This window comes from Arthrobacter sp. 4R501 (assembly GCF_002929755.1).
Taxonomy (GTDB): domain Bacteria; phylum Actinomycetota; class Actinomycetes; order Actinomycetales; family Micrococcaceae; genus Arthrobacter.
Genome location: NZ_PJIW01000080.1, coordinates 1 through 526 on the forward strand (window position 1 = coordinate 1; position 526 = coordinate 526).

The 526-nt window shown below is 37.5% G+C and carries 1 protein-coding gene; it reads right to left on the minus strand.

All coding sequences use genetic code 11. From position 1 onward, the window contains the following. Positions 1-264 precede the first annotated feature (264 nt). On the minus strand, positions 265-444 hold the full coding sequence (locus CXR02_RS21980) for a hypothetical protein (protein ID WP_104063896.1): 180 nt from the start codon (positions 442-444) through the stop codon (positions 265-267). Between the last annotated feature and the right edge of the window lie 82 nt (positions 445-526).

Sequence of the window (526 nt, forward strand, 5' to 3'; positions counted from 1 at the left end):
ATTATCTCATAAACCTTGATGGTTTACATAAGCAACTTAATAACTAATGAAACTATCTCAACTCGAAAAAAAGGTAAAATAAAGCAACATATAATTTAAACAAACGTCACAACTTATTATGCATTACATGCTTTACTACAAGAGTACTAATTAACAAATAAAAGATCGTTAGTACCCTTTTCTAACCTCGTACAAGTCTACATAACTGAATAAAATACTACTACCAAGCAAATTTAAAAGTTGCCGGTATATTGTTGGGGCATTTTACTTGTGAACTTGCTTGTTGACCTCATTCTTGGCTTGAGTTCCTTGCTTGCCAACTTCGGCCTGAGCCTTGCTAGACTCCTTCTGGGCTCCGGACTCGGTAGCATCGGCCCTCGCCTTTTCGGCTCCGGCCTTCACTGCCGCAGCAGCGTCACTAGCCTTCTGCTTTGTTGTTTCCATGATCTTACCTTGTTACCTTTTCTTAAACTTTAGAACTTTGGATAAACACAATAATCTTCAATATAGTGATTTTTTCTTGTTT

Coding starts and splice junctions, on each gene's coding strand:
- CXR02_RS21980 (WP_104063896.1), bottom strand. CDS start 444: ATGGAAACAACAAAGCAGAAGGCTAGTGACGCTGCTGCGGCAGTGAAG.